The organism is Colwellia sp. BRX8-4 (assembly GCF_014077345.1).
Taxonomy (GTDB): domain Bacteria; phylum Pseudomonadota; class Gammaproteobacteria; order Enterobacterales; family Alteromonadaceae; genus Colwellia_A.
Map to the genome: position 1 here is coordinate 1 of NZ_JACGVS010000031.1, position 19,558 is coordinate 19,558.

The 19,558-nt window shown below is 38.0% G+C and carries 17 protein-coding genes; 13 read left to right on the forward strand and 4 right to left on the reverse strand.

Features of this window, described 5'->3' with window-relative positions; translation table 11 throughout:
- The 3 genes from H4J56_RS17885 to envZ all read left to right on the forward strand — a co-directional run.
- On the forward strand, positions 1-111 hold a 111-nt coding region (locus tag H4J56_RS17885), incomplete at its 5' end, for a hypothetical protein (protein WP_182259698.1).
- 568 nt (positions 112-679) lie between these two features.
- The gene (gene ompR / locus H4J56_RS17890) at positions 680-1,405 is read left to right on the forward strand and encodes a two-component system response regulator OmpR (protein ID WP_070375641.1); all 726 of its coding nucleotides are present in this window, start codon (positions 680-682) and stop codon (positions 1,403-1,405) included.
- A gap of 58 nt (positions 1,406-1,463) precedes the next feature.
- The gene (gene envZ / locus H4J56_RS17895; protein WP_182213863.1) at positions 1,464-2,759 is read left to right on the forward strand and encodes a two-component system sensor histidine kinase EnvZ; all 1,296 of its coding nucleotides are present in this window, start codon (positions 1,464-1,466) and stop codon (positions 2,757-2,759) included.
- A 170-nt stretch (positions 2,760-2,929) separates the two neighbouring features.
- Here the strand turns inward: envZ and pckA are convergent, their stop codons facing one another.
- Both pckA and H4J56_RS17905 read right to left on the reverse strand, forming a co-directional pair.
- The gene (pckA, locus tag H4J56_RS17900; RefSeq protein WP_070375643.1) at positions 2,930-4,540 is read right to left on the reverse strand and encodes a phosphoenolpyruvate carboxykinase (ATP); all 1,611 of its coding nucleotides are present in this window, start codon (positions 4,538-4,540) and stop codon (positions 2,930-2,932) included.
- Between the two features lie 473 nt (positions 4,541-5,013).
- Positions 5,014-7,578 (reverse strand): penicillin-binding protein 1A, encoded by a 2,565-nt coding sequence (locus H4J56_RS17905; RefSeq protein ID WP_182259699.1) that lies wholly within the window; start codon positions 7,576-7,578, stop codon positions 5,014-5,016.
- Between the two features lie 185 nt (positions 7,579-7,763).
- On the opposite strand from H4J56_RS17905, the gene H4J56_RS17910 reads away from it, so the two are divergent.
- The 9 genes from H4J56_RS17910 to H4J56_RS17950 all read left to right on the forward strand — a co-directional run bounded on the left by H4J56_RS17910 (position 7,764) and on the right by H4J56_RS17950 (position 16,724).
- Positions 7,764-8,843 (forward strand): pilus assembly protein PilM, encoded by a 1,080-nt coding sequence (locus H4J56_RS17910; protein WP_182213859.1) that lies wholly within the window; start codon positions 7,764-7,766, stop codon positions 8,841-8,843.
- A complete protein-coding gene (locus H4J56_RS17915; RefSeq protein ID WP_182259700.1) occupies positions 8,831-9,421 on the forward strand; it encodes a PilN domain-containing protein in 591 nt (196 codons plus the stop codon). The genes H4J56_RS17910 and H4J56_RS17915 overlap by 13 nt, the downstream gene beginning before the upstream one ends.
- On the forward strand, positions 9,418-10,026 hold the full coding sequence (locus H4J56_RS17920; RefSeq protein WP_182213857.1) for a type 4a pilus biogenesis protein PilO: 609 nt from the start codon (positions 9,418-9,420) through the stop codon (positions 10,024-10,026). The genes H4J56_RS17915 and H4J56_RS17920 overlap by 4 nt, the downstream gene beginning before the upstream one ends.
- On the forward strand, positions 10,023-10,562 hold the full coding sequence (locus H4J56_RS17925; protein WP_070375648.1) for a pilus assembly protein PilP: 540 nt from the start codon (positions 10,023-10,025) through the stop codon (positions 10,560-10,562). Before H4J56_RS17920 ends, H4J56_RS17925 begins: the two co-directional genes overlap by 4 nt.
- Positions 10,562-12,619, forward strand: coding sequence for a type IV pilus secretin PilQ (locus H4J56_RS17930; protein WP_182213855.1), 2,058 nt, complete (start codon positions 10,562-10,564; stop codon positions 12,617-12,619). Before H4J56_RS17925 ends, H4J56_RS17930 begins: the two co-directional genes overlap by 1 nt.
- Before the next feature lie 157 nt (positions 12,620-12,776).
- The gene (aroK, locus tag H4J56_RS17935) at positions 12,777-13,295 is read left to right on the forward strand and encodes a shikimate kinase AroK (RefSeq protein ID WP_070375650.1); all 519 of its coding nucleotides are present in this window, start codon (positions 12,777-12,779) and stop codon (positions 13,293-13,295) included.
- 32 nt (positions 13,296-13,327) lie between these two features.
- A complete protein-coding gene (aroB, locus tag H4J56_RS17940; protein WP_182259701.1) occupies positions 13,328-14,392 on the forward strand; it encodes a 3-dehydroquinate synthase in 1,065 nt (354 codons plus the stop codon).
- Between the two features lie 23 nt (positions 14,393-14,415).
- Entirely contained in the window at positions 14,416-15,816 is a 1,401-nt protein-coding gene (locus tag H4J56_RS17945) for an SPOR domain-containing protein (RefSeq protein ID WP_182259702.1), read from the forward strand.
- Between the two features lie 89 nt (positions 15,817-15,905).
- Entirely contained in the window at positions 15,906-16,724 is an 819-nt protein-coding gene (locus H4J56_RS17950) for a Dam family site-specific DNA-(adenine-N6)-methyltransferase (RefSeq protein ID WP_220465970.1), read from the forward strand.
- Positions 16,725-16,742: 18 nt separating this feature from the next.
- Here H4J56_RS17950 and H4J56_RS17955 read toward each other — a convergent pair whose 3' ends face one another.
- Positions 16,743-16,970, reverse strand: coding sequence for a DUF2970 domain-containing protein (locus H4J56_RS17955; protein ID WP_070375653.1), 228 nt, complete (start codon positions 16,968-16,970; stop codon positions 16,743-16,745).
- Between the two features lie 315 nt (positions 16,971-17,285).
- Between H4J56_RS17955 and H4J56_RS17960 the strand changes: the two genes are divergently transcribed.
- Positions 17,286-18,467 carry a GGDEF domain-containing protein gene (locus H4J56_RS17960; protein WP_182259703.1) on the forward strand — a complete coding sequence of 394 codons (1,182 nt, stop codon included), beginning with the start codon at positions 17,286-17,288 and terminating at the stop codon, positions 18,465-18,467.
- A 57-nt stretch (positions 18,468-18,524) separates the two neighbouring features.
- Here H4J56_RS17960 and nagB read toward each other — a convergent pair whose 3' ends face one another.
- Positions 18,525-19,331, reverse strand: a complete 807-nt coding sequence (gene nagB / locus H4J56_RS17965) for a glucosamine-6-phosphate deaminase (RefSeq protein ID WP_070375655.1) — start codon at positions 19,329-19,331, stop codon at positions 18,525-18,527.
- Between the last annotated feature and the right edge of the window lie 227 nt (positions 19,332-19,558).

The following is a 19,558-nucleotide window of genomic DNA, read 5'->3' on the forward strand; positions in this document are numbered from 1 at the left end:
TTTGTTGTAGAGCTAATCAACCCAGTAGCGATGGATGAAGGTTTACGCTTCGCTATCCGTGAAGGTGGTCGTACTGTTGGTGCTGGTGTTGTATCTAAAATCATCGCATAATTGCAGATTTTAGTGCTCACGAGAATTTAAGAAAAGACGCTTAGGCGTCTTTTTTTATATTTAAATTTTAGCAAAAACTGTCAAATAGTCAAAGTTGCCAACACAGAGCAGGTGTTGTATCGCTGTACCTAAAAGAAGCATCGCATAATTGCAGGTTTTAGTGCTCACGAGAATTCAAGAAAAGACGCTTAGGCGTCTTTTTTTATATCTAGATTTTAGTGAAATAGTCAAAACAGCCAAAGTTACTAACACAGAGCAGGTGTTGTATCGCTGTACCTAAAAGAAGCATCGCATAATTGCAGATTTTAGTGCTCACGAGAATTCAAGAAAAGACGCTTAGGCGTCTTTTTTTATCTCTAAATTTTAACAAAACAGTCAAAGTCGCTAACACAGAGCAGGTGTTAATAACTTTGCAGTTCAATGAGACTGTCTGGCCTCACTCCGTATGCCTGTAAACGGTCAAACTTCATAAATTGTAACAAATACCTTAACTTTAATTCTTAATAGCAGCTTTATTATTACTTTTTTTAGATTATAGTGAACAAATGATTGTTATAGGATGACCCCAATGAGTAATGAAACTAAAAAGATATTAGTAGTTGATGATGATATGCGCCTTCGAGCGCTTTTAGAGCGATATTTAGTTGAACAAGGGTTTGCTGTGCGTACTGCGGCGAGTTCAGAGCAAATGGATCGTTTACTTGAGAGAGAGAACTTTCACTTGTTAGTCTTAGATTTGATGTTACCTGGCGAAGATGGCTTATCTATATGTCGTCGCTTACGTCAACAATCTAATGATATGCCAATTGTCATGCTAACCGCCAAAGGCGATGAAGTTGATCGTATTATTGGTTTGGAACTCGGTGCTGATGATTACATGCCAAAACCTTTTAATCCAAGAGAATTATTAGCGCGAATTAAAGCTGTGTTGAGACGTAGGGTACAAGAAGCTCCTGGCGCTCCTTCACAAGAAGAGAACATTGTTTCTTTCGGTGAGTATCAACTTAACCTTGCCACTAGAGAGATGGTAAAAGGCGATATTAATATGCCTTTAACGAGTGGCGAATTTGCTGTTTTAAAAGCCCTGATCACTCACCCGAGAGAGCCACTGTCTCGTGATAAACTGATGAATTTAGCGCGTGGTCGTGATTATTCAGCTTTAGAGCGTAGTATTGATGTACAGGTTTCACGTTTAAGAAGAATGTTAGAAGTAGATCCGGCAAAACCTCGTTATATTCAAACGGTTTGGGGTTTAGGCTACGTCTTTGTGCCTGAAGGTAAAGAAGTCAATTAGTGCGTTTAACACCGTTACCTACCTTATATAAGCGAAGACCCTACTATGGATGTAAACCATGAAAATATTGCCACGTAGTGCCTTTGGGCAAACCGTACTCTTGATTGGTTTTTTACTCTTGATTAATCAAGTTGTTTCTTGGGTATCAATGGTTTATTACATCATCCAACCTAATACTCAGCTAACTAATGAGTTGTTAGCAAAACAAGTACGGGTTGTGCTTATTGATATTGATGATGATCTGCTTAGAAAGGCATTCTCAAGATCATTTCAAGAAAAAACGGGCATTGAAGTTTATCGTGAAAGTGACGCATTATCGTCAGGGTTGGCAGAAGCTACCTATCTTGCGCATCGCTCTAAAGAGATGTCAAAATTACTTGATGGCGATGCTGAACTGAGACTGACCCAAGGAGGGGAGCAATATATATTCTGGATCAGGCCTCCGCAAGCGCCACATTATTGGATCAGAATTCCCCTTTCAGGTCTAGAAGAAGCAAACTTTTCTCCGCTTACAGTGGTGTTAATGTTTCTGGGCCTATTAAGTGTCATTGGCGGTTGGTTGTTTGTTCGGCAAATAAATCGTCCTTTAAAAGCATTACAAAAAGCCGCAGAAGATGTCGGGCGTGGCGAGTTTCCTCAGCCATTAGCCGAGTTAGGAACCACTGAAATTGTTGCGGTAACTCAAGCTTTTAATCATATGTCTCGAGGTATAAAACAGCTCGAAGACGATCGTAACTTATTGATGGCCGGAATTTCTCATGATTTACGCACGCCATTAACCAGAATTCGCCTTGCGGCGGAGATGATGTCAACACAAGATGAGTTTTTAAAAGAGGGTATCGAAGGCGATATTGATGATATGAACAGTATTATTGATCAGTTTATCGACTACATTCGCCATAACAGTAAAGATAAGCCTGAGCTTTGCGATCTCAATCACTTAATTAATGATGTGATGCAAACCGAACTTATTTATGGTCGGCAGATAAATTTTTCAGAGCAAGAACTACCTGAAATACCGCTACGCTTTGTTGCGATGAAGAGAGCGGTTGCTAATATTATTCAGAATGCCTTACGTTACTCTGATGGAGATATTGATATTATTACCGGGATTTCAGCGGATAAAAAGTCAGTGTATTTCTGTGTGTCTGACAACGGCCCTGGTATTCCTGAAGAAGATATAGAACGTTTGTTCCAACCTTTTACGCAAGGGGATAAAGCGCGAGGCACAGAAGGAAGTGGTTTAGGCTTAGCGATAATAAAGAAGATAGTGAATACTCATGGTGGTGATGTTCTGTTAACTAACCGTGCTGAAGGCGGTTTATCAGCCAAGGTTTTATTACCCATTAAATAAATTTTCTGAAATTCACATAGTAACCGTGCGTTGCACAATGGACTGATGCAATAGAAGGCATGTCTCACTAAGAATGGTCATGCTGTGATGACTGTTCATCCTGAACAGAAAAAAGCCGCTAAACGTTAAGTTTAGCGGCTTTTTAGTGATAACATTTAAATATTAAGTCTTTATAGCTGAGGTCCAGCATCGACTAATGACTTACCATTATCAGTATCAGTAAACTTACTAAAGTTTTTAACAAAGCGCTTAGCTAAATCTTCTGCTTTAGTGTTCCACTCTTCTTTATCTGTGTAAGTATCACGAGGGTCAAGAATATCGCCTTCAACCCCTGCAACACTCGTTGGGATTTCTAAATTAAATAACGGTAAAACAGTAGTTTCAGCGCTATCTATAGAACCATCTAGAATCGAATCAATAATCGCACGAGTAGCCTTTATTGAGATACGTTTACCCGTACCATTCCAACCGGTGTTAACTAAGTAAGCTTCAGCACCAACGGCTTGCATACGTTTACGTAGAACTTCAGCATACTGAGTAGGGTGCAAGCTTAGGAAGGCTGCGCCAAAACAACTTGAGAATGTCGGAGTCGGCTTGGTAATACCACGCTCAGTTCCAGCAAGTTTAGCTGTAAAACCAGATAAAAAGTAATATTCAGTTTGTGCGGGGGTTAACTTTGAAACAGGTGGTAATACACCAAAAGCATCGGCAGTTAAGAAAATAACTTTTTTCGCATGACCAGCACGAGAAATAGGCTTAACAATATTTTCAATATGATCAATTGGGTAAGACACACGGGTATTTTCAGTTTTTGAGTTATCATCAAAATCAATTTTACCGTGTTCATCAACGCTAACATTTTCTAATAATGCATTTCGACGTATCGCATTATAAATATCAGGTTCATTTTCTTTGCTTAAGTTGATCGTTTTAGCGTAACAACCACCTTCAAAGTTAAACACACCATTATCATCCCAGCCATGTTCGTCATCGCCGATAAGTTGACGCTTTGGATCTGTAGAAAGCGTTGTTTTACCTGTACCTGATAAGCCGAAAAATACCGCTACATCGCCTTCTTCACCGACGTTTGCACTACAGTGCATTGAAGCAATACCTTTTAAAGGTAATAGGTAGTTCATCATTGAGAACATACCTTTTTTCATTTCTCCGCCGTACCAAGTACCGCCGATCAATTGAATTTTTTCAGTAAGGTTAAAGGCAACAAAGTTTTCAGAGTTAAGACCTTGTTCTTGCCATTTATCGTTAGTTGTTTTAGCACCATTCATTACGATGAAATCGGGTTCGTAATCTTTCAACTCTTCATCTGAAGGGCGAATAAACATGTTTTTAACAAAGTGAGCTTGCCATGCAACTTGAGTGATAAAGCGAACTTTTAAGCGTGTATCGGCATTAGCACCACAGTAAGTATCGACAACAAATAAACGCTGTTTAGAAAGTTGAGTAGTCACTAAAGTCTTTAAATGATCCCAAGTTTCTTGCGTCATTGGTTTGTTATCATTCTTACCTTGATCAGACCACCAAACCGTATCACGGCTAGTATCATCACGAACAATATATTTATCTTTAGGTGAGCGACCGGTAAAAATACCCGTATCGACGTTAACCGCACCAAGTTCGGTTTCTATGCCTTTATCAAAACCAGTCAGTTCAGACTTAGTTTCTTCAGCAAAGAGTAACTCGTAAGACGGATTGTAAACAATCTCGGCAACATCATTGATGCCATATACAGATAAATCAATTGAGCTTTCTAAAGAAGCCATAGCGAATACTCTCCTAAAAGTACGACAGTGAACATTTTGTGTTAAACATGTTTGAGAACGCAATTTTAGGCGATTATTAGACAAAACGAAAGCAAAATTTCTTTCGTTGTGAAAGTTTTCACTATAACTTTCATTTATAGTGGTAGGGGGGAAGATACGGTGACTGAGTAATTAAACTAAATATTTTACCATTAGAACCATGTTAATTTATTTTAATTGTTTTATTACAAGAACTTATTGCTGGTTTTGCTTTATGGGAGAGACTGTAGATTATGCTGTTGATTCGCATAATCTACAGTGAATTTATTTTTGTAAAAGGAACAAAACAATTAAATAAATGTTTTGTTCTGTAAGGAATAAGTTGCAAATGAAAGTTATAAAAGTCAAAAGCTGACAATAGCGACAAGTTACAGCAAGTATCTCACTAACATTTGTCAGGCGACTAATGATATTGGAAGAAAATTACTGCCTGGTTAAAATATATCGTCGTTACTACTCTCATCAAAAATACGTGAGCCATCAAGTATTTCACTACTATTATCTTGTGTTACCGATTCTGTTGGCGCGGTGCCAAACTGAAAGTATTCAAAAAAGCTGGTTTTATCTGTTTTATTGGTCAGTTTACCGCTGCTTTTATCAATGCGTACTGACACTATATCAACAGGCTGAATAAAAGGTTCTTCAGGATGAGCAACTAATGCAACTTCCATAAAGTCTATCCAAGCTGGTTGTGCTGATTTTGCACCAGCTTCGCCACCGGTAATTTGATATTTATCGAGATTGCTATTATAACGTGTTTTACCCAAACTTCTGCCAGGGTCATCAAAGCCTACCCAAGAAGTAGTGACCAATCGACGGCTAAAGCCTGAAAACCACGCATCTTTTGATTGATTTGTTGTCCCTGTTTTTCCTGCAATATCATGTCGTTTTAATGTTTGTGCGCGCCATCCTGTTCCTCGCCAAAACGGTTTCATTTGATAATCTGAACCCCAAATTGCCGCATTTAATGCTTGTGTCACTAAAAAAGCGTTCTGCGGGCTAATCACTCGTTCAGCTTTAATAAGTGGACGTAGGTCTTTTTCAGCTAAAAGCTCAAGCGGGACTGAGGAATTATTAATATCTCGTTGCTTAATTTCTAGTGAACATATGTCACAGGCAATAGCTGGATTTGCTTGGAAGAGGACTTTACCAAACGAATCTTCTATTCTATCAATTAAATAGGGTCTGATTAAATAGCCGCCGTTCGCGAAGGTTGCAAATCCGGTGGCCACTTCTAATGGTGTTAGAGATGCAGAGCCTAGAGCAAGTGTTTCGTTTCGTGGTAAATCGTTGGGTACAAAGCCAAAGGCTGCTAAATGCGGAATTATTTTGTCTAATCCAACCGCTCTTAATAGTCTAACGGCGATAACATTTTTAGATTGTGCAAGTGCTAATCGAACCCGAATGTCGCCGTTATAAATAGGGGGAGAGTTTTCTGGACGCCAAACTGAACCTGAACTTTCATCCCATTGGTTAATTGGCGCATCATTGACAAGTGTGGCTAAGGTAAAGCCATTATCTAAAGCGGCGGAGTAAATAAAGGGCTTTATGTTAGAGCCCACTTGTCGTTTTGCCTGTGTAACTCGATTAAACTGGCTTTGCTGAAAGCTAAATCCGCCAATAGCTGCTTTTATCGCACCATTATCTGTTGATAAAGAGACGAGAGCAGAACTCACTTCTGGTAGCTGGCTTAATGTAAAACCCTGCGCGGTTTTAATAACAAAGACAACATCGCCATATTGGAGTATTTCATTGGCAAGCTTAGGTGCAGCGCCCTGTTTTTCATCATTAATAAATTCGCGCGCCCACGACATGCCTTGCCATAATATATCGCCTTCTTGCAAAGTGATATGGTTATTATCTTGATGACCTAAAAATTTAATCGTCGCTGACTGTTCAGCAATACCTGTGATCACAGCAGGAAAAAGTGTTTGATAATTATCGATTTTATTAAGCGCTTTGATAACTTCATCATCGCTGAGCTCAGCTACCTTATCAATAGTACTTGTATTTTCAGTTAACTCTGGGCGTAAAGAAACGACTGCGCCACGATATCCATGTCGCAAATCGTATGACAGTAAGTTATCGATTACTGCTTTTTGTGCTGCTCTTTGAAAGTCTGAGTTAACCGTTAGATAAACATTGTAGCCACCGGTATAGGCAAGCTCTTTTCCATAGAGATCGACCATCTCTTGGTGTGCCATCTCTGCTATGTATGGCGCATTCAACTCAATTTCTACACTGTGTCTCTTGCCAGTAATAGGGGCTTGGTTTGCTTGTTCCATCTCTGTTGAGTTGATATAGCCTGCGCTATACATACGCTGTAAAACAATTGCGCGATTGGTCTTGGCGTTATCAGGCGAACTTATAGGGTTTCTGTTAGAAGGTGCTTTAGGTAAACCAGCAAGTACCGCTATCTGTGCCAGTGTTAAGTCTTTAACATCTTTACCGTAATATACTTGTGCTGCTGCGCCAAAACCAAAGCTACGATGACTTAACGGTATTTTATTCATGTACAGGGCGAGTATTTCATCTTTTGTGAGTAAACTTTCAATATGGAAAGTTAAAAATATTTCACGGATTTTTCGAGTGTAGGTTACTTCAGAGGATAAGAAAAAGTTTCGTGCCACTTGCATGGTAATGGTACTTGCACCCCCTTTGTTTTGTCCCATCAGTTTACCGAGTACAGCTCTGCCTAGTCCAATTGGGTCGACGCCAAAATGTGAATAAAAGCGATCGTCTTCACTGGCTAAAATGGCGTTAATCAGTTGTTGTGGAAATTCGTTAAGCTTTAAGGGGATGCGTTTTTTTTCGCCAAACTGATTGATTAACTTATTATCGGCACTAAAAATTTGCATCGGCGTTTGCCATTGCATGTCTTTTAATGAAGTCACACTGGGCAATTCACTGCGCATTGATAAATATAAAGCGGCTAAAGACAAACAAGCTAAAAATATAAAGATTAGCCCTACTTTTATGAGACGTTTAAATAAAAGCACTAAATTTTTCTCTCAATATTGGACAAAAAAACGATTAATAACACTAGTATATCCTTTAAAAGCATGTAATAAATGTATTTATCTCAGGTTTATGCCTAATATAAAGCAATGCAATAATGTTTATTTAAATTTATTTATTTAAATTGTGTCGTTATTAGTGAATTTACTCATATTAGTAGGATGTTATGCTCAGCAGTCTTTTTAAAAAGAATACATCTTTAATAGTTGGTATTGATATTGGTTCTCATGCAATAAAAGCGGTTTTGTTAAGTCAAGACGATGAAGGGTATGTGCTGGAAGCATTAGCAACAGAAGTTATGCCCCGTGGCGCTATTATTGACCGAGAAATCCAAGACATTGATGCCGTTGGCAAAGTTGTTACTAAAATCAGAAAAGAAATTACCTCTTCAGTCAATCAAGCTGCAGCAGCCGTTTCTGGACAAACCGTTATTACTAAAGTTATCTATATGGACGTTAATTTGTCTGAGCACGAGCTCGCCAGTCAAATTGAAATTGAAGCCGATAGTTTAATTCCTTACCCTTTAGATGAGGTTAGTTTAGATTTTGAAAAACTGGACATTAATGAATCAGACCCAACCAAGGTTAATGTTTTATTAAGTGCTGCTCGAACCGAATCAGTAGAAGCGAGAGTTGCGGCTTTAGAATTGGGAGGATTTCAAACTAAGGTTATTGATGTTGAGTCATATGCCGTGAGTCGAGCCTACGATTTAAGTTTATCGCAATTACCCGATGATGCTAAAGACAAAACGGTTGCTATAGTTGATGTGGGCGCGGTGATGACCTTGTTTTCGGTGACTGATGCTGGCGCACATATTTATAGCCGGGATCAACTCTTTGGCGGCGAACAATACACTCGATCAATTGTTTCATATTATAATCAAACCTTTGAAGAAGCCGAGCATGCCAAAATAACGAATGACTTGCCGCCTAATTATACCTTTGAAGTTTTAGGACCGTTTCACACCATTTTTACACAGCAAATTCGCCGTGCAATACAAATGTTCTTAACCTCTAGTGGGAAAAAGAAAGTAGATTATATTATTGTTTCAGGTGGTAGTGCTAATGTTGAAGGTCTTGAAGCCTTGTTAACTGAAGAATTAGGTATCCATACTATTATTGCCAATCCTTTTAAATCGATGACCGTTGCCGACAGTGTAGATAAAGATGTGTTAGATAAAACCGCCGCTCAATATATGGTAGCAGCAGGTTTAGCATTGAGGAGCTTTGTTTCATGGCATTTATAAATCTACTCCCATGGCGCGAAGAAGCCGAAAAAGCCAAACAACGTGAGTATTTTACCCTACTTACTATTGTTGCCGTAATCGCCTTCGCACTGGTTTTTATTATTAGTCAATTTTACCAAATGCGTATTGATGGTCAAAATTCACGTAATCAGTTTTTAAAAACAGAAATTGCTCTTCTAGACGCCCGTATTATAAAAATTAAAAACTTAAACGAAAAGAAAAAAGAATTACAAAAAAGAACTCAAGTGGTTGAACAACTTCAGCGCAGCCGAAATGTGGGTACCCAAGTTTTTGATGAAATAGCTAAAATAGTGCCAACAGGTGTTTATTTGACCCGTCTTGAAAAACAGGGCAACAGTATTAACATCGTTGGCAAAAGTGAATCGAATAATCATTTAGCGAATATGATCCGTGAAATAGAGCGCTCGGTGTTATTTACCGATGCAATTTTAGAATCTATTACGACCAATGAAGCAAAAAACAAATTATTGAGTGACTTTAAAATGCGGGTGCGTATTAAAGGCTTATTAAATAGTGGAGATGACGAAAAAGTCATCACTAACGGAGGTAAATCATGAACATAGATTTAACTCAATTCTTTGAACAATTTGAAGGTTTAGAGGCTGATAACGTTGGGCAATGGCCAAAAGCTGCCAAAATAACATTAGCCGTTTTTATCGCTATCGTGGTTTTGGTGTTAGGTTATTTTTTATTAATCAGTGATAAAATAACAACACTCGATAATTACGCGGCGGAAGAAGTTACACTAAAAAGCCAATATCAAATAAAATACCATGTTGCTGCTAATTTAGAGTTATTTGAGCAGCAAATGAAAGAGGCAGAGGCCTTATTTGCCAATCAATTAAGAAGTTTGCCTGAAAGTCATGAAACCCCTGGCTTACTTGATGATATAACTTTTGTTGGGACAACAAGTGGGCTGAAATTTGTTAAGCTTAATTGGCAGCCAGAAATAACCCGTGAAATTTATATTGAACTTCCTATTGATATTGAAGTGGTTGGTTCTTATCATGAGTTTGGTAACTTTGTCAGTAAAATTGCTGGGTTACCTCGAATTGTTACTTTGCATGACTTTGATGTCGATATTAACAATATGGAAAATGGTTTGCTGGGTTTAAAACTACAAGCAAAAACTTATCGTTATCGAGAGGCTGAAGAAAAATGAAAAAGTCAGTCTTATTTATTGCGCTTGTTATCAGTGTCAGTGGTTGCTTTGATGATACCAGTGATTTACGAACCCATATAGCGACAGTGCAGGCAAATACACCTAATGTTATTAAACCTATGCCGGTAATTTCAAAGTTTGGTCATTTTGACTATTCAGCGCAAGGGTTACGAAGTCCATTTGATAAACCAGAAGTTGAAGCAATCCAACAGAAAATTCAACAGATGTCAGGATGTTTGAGTCCAGATCCTCGTCGCCGTAAGCAGCCCTTGGAAAAGTATCCGCTTAGCAATTTATCAATGCGAGGAACTTTAGGAGAACAAGAGATTATTTGGGCACTTGTTGAGGCCTCTGATGCAACCTTACATCGAGTTGCTGTTGGAAGTTATTTAGGGTTGAATCATGGTCGCATTACAATGGTGAATCCATTTGATGTTAAAGTTAGAGAATTAATTGCTGATGGCGCTGGTTGTTGGGTCGAACGTGAGACGACACTTAAAATGGTCAAGTCAGGTACAGAGGGGCAAGGGAAGTAATGTTGCTATTTAATAAAATAAAAACTAATCAGTCAGTTACATTAACGGTAACGCGAAGTGTTATCACCGCAGTGATGCTCTATTCTTTGGCTTTTTCGGCATGGTCTAGTGATCTAATCGGTATTAAATATAATACTTTACAGAACGATGAAATAGAGTTGCAGTTTGAACTCACCGAAACCATTGTTAATCCACCCGTGATGAAAACGGCGATGAATCCTGCTCAAATTAGCATTACCTTTGATGCGAATGAGTTTAATGAAAAGTTATTAAAAACCATTGTTGAACATGCCGGAGTTAGTCATGTTAGCGTGCAAAAATTAGCAGGAAAAGTGGTTGCTACGGTTCACTTAGATCAACTGTCAGTTTTTGATATTAAGCAAAATGGTAAGTTCTTCTCATTAATTCTCAATAAAGGTGTGGGCGACTCGCCGATTACCCAGGTCAATCCATTAGGTAATACCTTTATTAACAACATTGATTCGATAGATTTTCGTAATGGTGAAAACAATGAAGCACAAATACTGGTTTACCTTGATGACAGTATGGTTGCTGTTGATGTGACAGACAAACTCGGCAAGCTGTATATCGAATTCCATAACACCCAAATTATTGACGATTTACTTTATAAATTAGATGTTACCGACTTTGGTACGTTAGTTACTGGCATCGAAACCTTTAGAGAGGGACGTAATGCCAAGTTTATTGTCGATATCAATAGTGATTTTACTTTTAAGCATCAACAGATTAATAATGTTTTTTCATTAACCGTTGTTAAAAATGATAAGGCGCCCGGTTACTTAGAAGAAGATGGTGATTTTAGTGGTCGCGCTATTTCTTTAAATTTTCAAGATATTCCTGTTCGTACCGTTTTACAAATTATTGCTGATTACAATGGCTTTAACTTAGTGACCAGCGATAGCGTCTCTGGAAATGTGACTTTGCGTTTAGACGGCGTGCCATGGGATCAGGCCCTTGATATTATATTAAAAGTTAAAGGCTTAGATAAGCGTATGGAAGGCAACATTTTAATGGTTGCTCCGAGCGACGAACTTTCTGCCCGTGAAGCACGTGATTTACAAGCTAAACAGCAAGTCGCTGAACTTGCGCCACTCTACTCTGAATATGTACAAGTAAATTATGCTAAGGCAACCGACTTTGCTAACTTAATTAAAAATGATGACAATAGTATTTTGTCAACACGTGGCAGTGTCAGTGTTGACGAGCGAACGAATACCTTATTAATTCGTGATACGGCGAAAAGTATCGAAGATATAAAGCGTATGGTCAATGTTTTAGATATTCCTGTACGACAAGTGATTATAGAAGCGCGTATGGTCACAGTGAAAGACAGCATTAATGAAGAGTTAGGTATACGCTGGGGGGTTACTGATACTGACGGGGAATATGCGGGCTCTGGCTCCTTAGAGGGGGCTAATTCTGCGGCAAGTGGGCTGGTACCTAATTTAGCTGACCGATTAAATGTTAACTTACCCGTAGCAAACCCAGCAGGTAGTATTGCTTTTCAAGTGGCGCGATTAGCCGATGGTACTATATTGGATCTTGAGTTGAGCGCGATGGAGAAAGAAAATAAGGGTGAAATTATCGCAAGTCCAAGAATTACTACGGCAAATCAAAAACAAGCGTATATTGAACAGGGGGTCGAAATTCCCTATCAAGAAGCATCCTCAAGTGGCGCGACGTCAACCCAATTTAAAAAAGCTGTGCTTAGTTTAACGGTAACACCACACATTACCCCAGACGATCGTATTATTCTTGATTTAGTTGTTACTCAAGATACCGTCTCTGATGTACAAAGTGGCCAAGCACCCGCAATTGATACTCAGCGAATAGGTACACAAGTGCTAGTTAATAATGGCGAAACGATTGTTCTTGGCGGAATTTATCAACAAGCAATTATCAGTACAGTATCAAAAGTACCTGTTTTAGGCGACATTCCCTATTTTGGTTGGCTATTTAGAAATAGCAACAACTTTAATGAGAAAAAAGAATTATTAATTTTTGTGACACCACGCATCGTAACTGAGCGTTTTTAAACAACTTTGTGAGTTACTGAGTAATTTCATTTTATTTTCGTCTTAGTTAACTTGCAATGTACACCGAACAATTGCGATAATTACGCCCTCAAAATTTTCGGAGGGGGTTCCCTCATATTTGTAAACGTAATTATTTATACGAGCTGAAGTTAATCTAATGGCAGAAAAACGTAATATTTTCCTTATCGGCCCTATGGGCGCTGGTAAAAGCACAATTGGTAGAGAATTAGCTGATAGGCTACATCTTGAGTTTTTTGACTCTGATCAGGAAATAGAGCGCCGAACAGGTGCAGACATCGCATGGGTTTTTGATCTTGAAGGCGAAGAAGGCTTTCGTAAAAGAGAAGAAGGTGTAATTGAAGACCTAAGTGAAAAACAAGGTATTGTTTTAGCGACTGGTGGTGGTTCAGTGATAAGTACACAAGTACGTAATCGCTTATCGGCACGAGGCATAGTTGTCTACTTAGAAACAACTATAGACAAGCAAGTGGCTCGTACGCAGCGTGATCGTAAACGTCCATTGTTGCAAACCTCTGAAGAACCACGCACAGTACTTGAGAATCTAGCAATAGAACGCAATCCTTTATATGAAGAAATTGCTGACGTTATTGTAAAAACAGATGATCAAAGTGCTAAAGTTGTTGCCCATAAAATTGTTGAGCGCTTAGATTTCTAAAAGCGGCTAGGCACTCAAAAAAAGACCTAAAAATGACAACGCTAAATGTTGAACTCGGTACACGCAGTTACCCCATCTATATTGATAGCGGACTATTAACTAATAATAGTCTGCTTACTCAGCATATTCGTGGTAAACGAGTATGCATCGTTTCTAATAATATTGTTAAGCCGTTATATCTTGCTACTTTAAAAGCAAAACTAAGCGCTTTCGACGTTGACGAAATAATATTACCTGATGGCGAAGCTCAAAAGTCACTTGCAAACTTTGATGTGATCATGTCACATTTATTGGCCAATGGTCATGGGCGAGATTCGACATTAATTGCTTTAGGCGGCGGTGTTATTGGTGATATTACCGGCTTTGCAGCCGCATGTTACCAACGCGGAATCAACTTTATTCAAGTTCCAACCACATTACTTTCACAAGTCGACTCTTCTGTCGGTGGTAAAACAGCGGTTAATCATCCTTTAGGTAAAAACATGATTGGCGCTTTCTACCAGCCAAAAGCTGTTCTTATTGATATTGATAGCCTTAGCACTTTACCTATCCGCGAATTCAATGCGGGCATGGCTGAGGTGATTAAGTACGGTATCTTAGGTGATAATGATTTTTTTGCTTGGTTAGAAAGCAATATTGAAAAAATAAAATCAGCAGATAAAAACACACTGATTGAAATGGTTAAAACTTGCTGTCAATGCAAGGCAGATATTGTTGCCGCTGATGAGACCGAATCCGGCGTAAGGGCATTATTGAATTTAGGCCATACCTTTGGTCATGCTATCGAAGCCGATCAAGGTTACGGTAACTGGCTTCATGGTGAAGCTGTCGCTACTGGCATGGTACTTGCCTCTAAGTTATCAGTAGCAATGAATTTGCTTGAAGCGTCAGATCTTCGTCGTATAGAAACATTAATTGCCGCGTTTGATTTACCATTAACAGCGCCTGAAAGTATGGGCTTTGAAGAATTTATTTGTCACATGCGTCGTGACAAAAAGAATTTGGCAGGTGTATTACGTTTAATCGTACCCACGGCTATTGGTCAATCAGAAATGCGTGATGATATTAGTGAGGAGATGCTTCAACAAATTCTGTAATTTTAATACAGAACAGGTGAAACATGTCTGCACAAGCACATGCCACAGAATATAACGCTCCACAAAGTGTAACAACCATTAGTGCTAACGCACGCGTTGATTATATTTTACGCTTTTCAAAGCATGCCGTTTTGGTTGTTGACCAAGATGCCAATGTTTATTCTCAAGTAGCGAGTCAGTTTCTTGGCTCTTTGGGTAATGATCACAATGCTGCTTTTATCGCTATATCACCTAAATTAAACGATATTCAAATTCGCTGTCGTATTGTTGAGCAACTTTTCGCTGACACTCTATTTGATCCTGAGCAGTCTTTAGCTGTTAGCTTGATCAATTTATCTAAGCAAGAAAAGCAAACCATTGATATTGTCATCGAACACGCCCAGTTTCTCTCCGTACAAATTTTACATGAGCTATGTCAATTAACTGACATAGCTAAAAAAGCCAATTATGCAATCAGTGTGCTTATGCTTGGTACGCCAAAAGCTGGACTTTTATTGGCGCAAAATAAATCACTATTCCATAAGAAAATCTCAGTTTTATCTGGAGAAACAGGTCAGTTATTAACCCTTAACTCCAAAGCATTCAAAGTGAAGACATCACTTTTTACCTTCAGCCGTTTTACGAAGTGGACCTTAATTTTTATCTGTTTCGTGATTTGCTTAGGGGCAACAGGTTATTGGTTGTTCCAACAAGATGTTTTTAGTGCGAACACCCAGCTTAAATTAAAAGCGGTACCAGCAAACTCGACCAGTATTATTTCAGCCTATAATAATAAAAATGTGAGTGCTCCAGCGAAGAGTGAAGATATATTTCTTTCGTTAACCGCACCCGACCCAGGGGTAAAGGTTCTAATTAGTCTACCGGCAGAGCCAAATGATATCGTTCAAGCGATTGTCAACGCAGAAAAAGACGTCGTTGAGTCGACAGAGCCAATAGCCACCGCTAAAGCTAAGCGCTTTGCATCGTTTCTTGATAAAAAAGGGGATACTGAAAATAAAGCTTCTGTTACCTTATCAACGGGTAAAACCGTAATAGAGGCTTTATCCGTTAAAAAGTCAGAAAATAAAGTGACACCCCTGATTACGCAAGCCGCTATTCCAGTAAACTCGATTGAAGATGTTGGCGCCCAAGCCACTTACTATATAAGCGCACCATCGGGCTTTGTTATACAAATTGCTGGTTTTACTCGTCTTTCCGTATATCAGCAGTTTATACCTGATTTTGTCGGTCTCAAGATTAAAAGTTACTACCGACTATTTAATCAACAACCTATGCTAATGATAACCTCTGAGGTTTTTGAGACTCGTTTGGCCGCAGAAAAGGCTGTTACGTTACTGCCAAGTAGTATTAAAGTTTATCAGCCGTGGGTAAAGTCACTTCAAGCAATTAATAATGAAATCAATGCTTATCAAGACTCCCAATAATAAGCTAATCAGGATACAATTCGTTTTCTATTTTAAACGTCTATTTAAGCCTAGCACTTAAATAATGAGTTGTAAGGCAAATGGGTTAAATGATCAAAAAGCATCGAGCATTTTTAAAGTGGGCTGGCGGAAAATACGGCCTCAGCGATGTAATTAATAAAATGTTACCCAAAGGGGAGCGTTTAGTCGAACCTTTTGTCGGTGCTGGTTCAGTATTTCTGAACAGTAATTTTGAGCATTACTTGTTAAATGATATAAATCAAGACTTAATCAATCTCTATAATATTATTAAAGAAAACCCACAAAAATTTATCAAAGATTCAGCGATATACTTTACGCCTGAATATAATCAATCTGAAGTTTATTACCGGTTACGCAAAGAGTTTAATGCCAGTAGTGACAGCTACTTTCGGTCGCTGGTATTTCTTTATATGAACCGTCATGGTTATAATGGCTTATGTCGATATAATAAATCGGGCGGTTATAATGTTCCCTTTGGTAAGTATAAACGTCCATATTTTCCTGAAAATGAAATGCTGTATTTTGCGGAAAAAGCTAAGAAAGCCACTTTTGTTTGTGAAGGTTACCGAGAAACTTTTGCCAGGGCAAAAAGTGGCGATGTCATTTACTGTGATCCCCCTTATGTACCATTAAGTAAAACAGCTAGTTTTACCAGTTATGTTGGTAATGGCTTTGGTTTAGATGAGCAAGCTGATTTAGCCAATATTGCTGAAGAAGTCACTGAGCAAGATAAAATATCAGTATTGATCAGTAATCATGACACTATCTGGACACGTAAAATATATGAGCATGCCAGTAAGCAAAAAACGATACAAGTAGCGCGCACTATTAGCCAAAAGGCGAGTAAACGTAATAAAGTTGCAGAGTTACTGGTACTTTATAAGTAAGCTTCTAAGTCACTTATCTTAAGGTAAAACTAAAGATACTGCCGCGATCAACACGCCTATAAATATAGCTACACCGATTACAGCAGCAATGATGAAGTGGCTTAGTTTTCCTTCACTAAAATCTCTATCGCGGTTTTTATTACTTTGTACGCCAAAAAAAGCGGCGCCGACGCTTTTAGCGGTCGTTTTAAAACTACTACTTTTATCAGAAGAATTTGTTTTTTTTGATAAGTTTTCCGTTGGCATCATATAATCCTTTTGTTGGGTGACACTTGATAGTCGCTTACTTTTCGCGCTAAAACAATCCTAAATATATTTCATCATTATTATCTACACGTTTTAGCGTTATCGAACGAGCAACTTATTTCAAGGTGATCGCTAACGTGGTGGCGATTAACAATGATTACCTGTTTAACATAACAGGGTAAAGTCGATATAAATTATAAAAAATGCATATATTTTTGACAGTAAAATATAGCTAGTCTATGCTAAATTGTATATTTGTCTAATATACAGATTATTTATCTAATTTACTGATAAAAATAGAAAAAGGATTTTCCATTGAACACTGATTTACTCAATTATGTTAACTTTCCCGCTTTAATTATTAATGAGCAAGGAACTGTAGTTAGTCGTAGTAAACACATCAAGCATAAATATCATATTAATGAGGGAGATGACTTCTTTGCATTATGTGACAGTAAGGTTAGTTTATCTGAATTCATTCTCAACATTTCTAATATGCCTTTAGGCTCAAATGATAAATGTTTAACACATTTTAGTTTTATCCAAAAAAATATAGAGGTGTATGTCAGTATTATCAGTAAACAGCCGATTCTGTTTCTTATTGAATATAGTGCTGAATTACTACAGGACTCATCTGTTGTTGATTTAGTCGACCACTCGAATAATTTATTGTCCTTAGTTGATAAAAACTATCACTATTTGTCAGTTAATGAGCAATATAGCCTTAAATGGGGCTTGCCAAAAGCGGACATTATTAACCAACATGTTATAACGGTCTTAGGAGAAGAAGCTTTCAATAAAGTGGTTAAGAAAGAGCTCGATTTATGTTTTTCAGGCAAGGTGAGAACTTATACTGATTGGTTTTATTCAGAAAATAAAAAACAAATGCTTTTTCTCAAAGTTGCTTATCAGCCTGTTTTTGATAGTCATTCAGACCAAGTTAACTCTGTAGCCGTTACAGTGACTGATATTACCGATATTCAAGTGCTCAATGAAAAGCTGACGGAACAAGCTTTCCATGATCCGCTAACCACCTTAGATAATCGATACGCTTTAATGGCATATTTCGATAAACTTTCCGCCACACTGACCAGAAATGATTGCTACAGTCTAGTAATGATAGACTTAGATGATTTTAAACGCGTTAATGATTCATACGGTCATAATATCGGTGATGAACTGTTAAAAGCCTTCGCGGTTAACTTAAAAAACACTTTACGTGCCGATGACTTTTGTTGTCGATGGGGCGGAGATGAATTTGTGCTGTTATTAGCACAAGGAAACACAGCTCAAACATTAGTCACTGCGAGATATAATATAAACGATCGATTTCAGCAACTGCAAGAGAAAGTTTACCAGGTGGAAAAGCATAAATTATCATTGAGATTTTCATTCGGTTTAGCGTTATTTCCTCAACAATCCAAGAGCTTAGAACAACTCATCTCGATAGCAGACAGCAAAATGTACCGAGACAAAAAACTACAAAAGTTAAGTTAAATCTCACCTCAACAAAGGTCCCTAGATTAGGGACCTTTTATTGAAGCATTCACTTTGTTAATAATTATGATAAAAACCATAAGTTTCGTTGATTTTACGGTGTTGCTGATCAGCCCAAAGGTAATACTGATGATCTTGTAGTTGGCTTGCAGCTGCTTTGTCTAACAAAATAACTGCATTTTCATGCATCTGTAATGCGGATGCCGGACACATAGCGGATAAAGCTCCGGTGATCATTGTATTTACTGCTTGTGCTTTATTTTCTCCTGTCGCCATTAATAATACATAGCGAGCATCCATAATAGTGCCAATACCCATGGTCATTGCCATCGTTGGTTGTGTTTCACCGTCTTTAAATAAACGGCTATTATCTGTCAGTGTTTGCTGGGTTAATGTTTTGATACGGGTACGAGATGATAAGCTCGAAGTCGGTTCATTAAAACCAATATGGCCATTAGCGCCAATACCTAATATTTGTAAGTCGATACCCCCTAATGATTTTATTTTGTTTTCGTAGTTAAGCCCTTGTTCACGAGGGTTTTGGTTATGGTTACACGTTGGTAGGTAGGTATTGGTTTGTGCTATGTCTACGTTATCAAATAAATGCTCTTTCATAAAACTCCGATAACTTTGAGCATTATTAGCATTAATATTATGGTATTCATCAAGATTAAATGACGAGACGTGGCTAAAGCTTAGCCCTTCATTTTTATGTTTATTAACTAAATGTTTATAGAGGCTAATCGGGGTGCTACCGGTAGCAAGACCGAGCACAGGTTTGGCTTTTTTAGTGATTAATTCACTGACCCATAGTGCTGCATGCTCTGCAACTTGTTCAGCATCATCAAAAATAATTATTTGCATGTAAAATCCTTAAAATTTAATTTAATTAGGTAAAATTTCACTAATGGATGCAAATCGTTATTGTGATGAATATCGGCTTTTTGGTTTCGCTAAATATATTAATTAGGTTTAAATATCTTAGCTATGCCGCCGTTTATTTTTAAATCAACACTAGTATAATTGTACTACGCGAAGATTTTTTTTGCACTGTCTTTAACTATCTTTAAAAAGCCAGTAAAATTATTACT